We start from the raw sequence: 600 nt of genomic DNA on the forward strand, positions 1-600 counted from the left end.
CGCGTGCGTACTTGGTGACTCCCGCCTGAATATATAGGGCGGGTAGAGGGAACGGGGGGAAGTGAAACATCTCAGTACCCCCAGGAAGAGAAAACAACAGTGATTCCGGTAGTAGTGGCGAGCGAACCCGGATGAGGCTAAACCATGCGTGTGTGATACCTAGTAGGGGTTGCACGTGTGGGGTTGTGGGACATGCCTCGAGAGGCTACTACCTCTCGGACGTGAGAGTGAAGCTATAGGAGAACCGCTTGGAACGGCGGACCGGAGTGGGTGAGAGTCCCGTATCTGAAATGGTTTTACCGCGTGGTGTGGATCCCAAGTAGCACGGGGCCCGAGAAATCCCGTGTGAATCTGTCAGGACCACCTGATAAGCCTAAATACTTCCAGATGACCGATAGCGGACTAGTACCGTGAGGGAAAGGTGAAAAGTACCCCGGGAGGGGAGTGAAATAGTACCTGAAACCGTTTGCTTACAAACCGTCAGAGCATGCTTGTTCATGTGATGGCGTGCCTTTTGAAGAATGAGCCTGCGAGTTAGCGATATGTGGCGAGGTTAACCCGTGTGGGGTAGCCGTAGCGAAAGCGAGTCTGAATAGGGCG

The 600-nt window shown here is 54.2% G+C and carries 1 rRNA gene; it reads left to right on the forward strand.

The annotated features are described in order from the left end of the window. A 23S ribosomal RNA gene (locus ACXR2W_RS14145) occupies positions 1-600 on the forward strand; the annotation flags it as partial.

The organism is Leucobacter faecis, assembly GCF_054456695.2.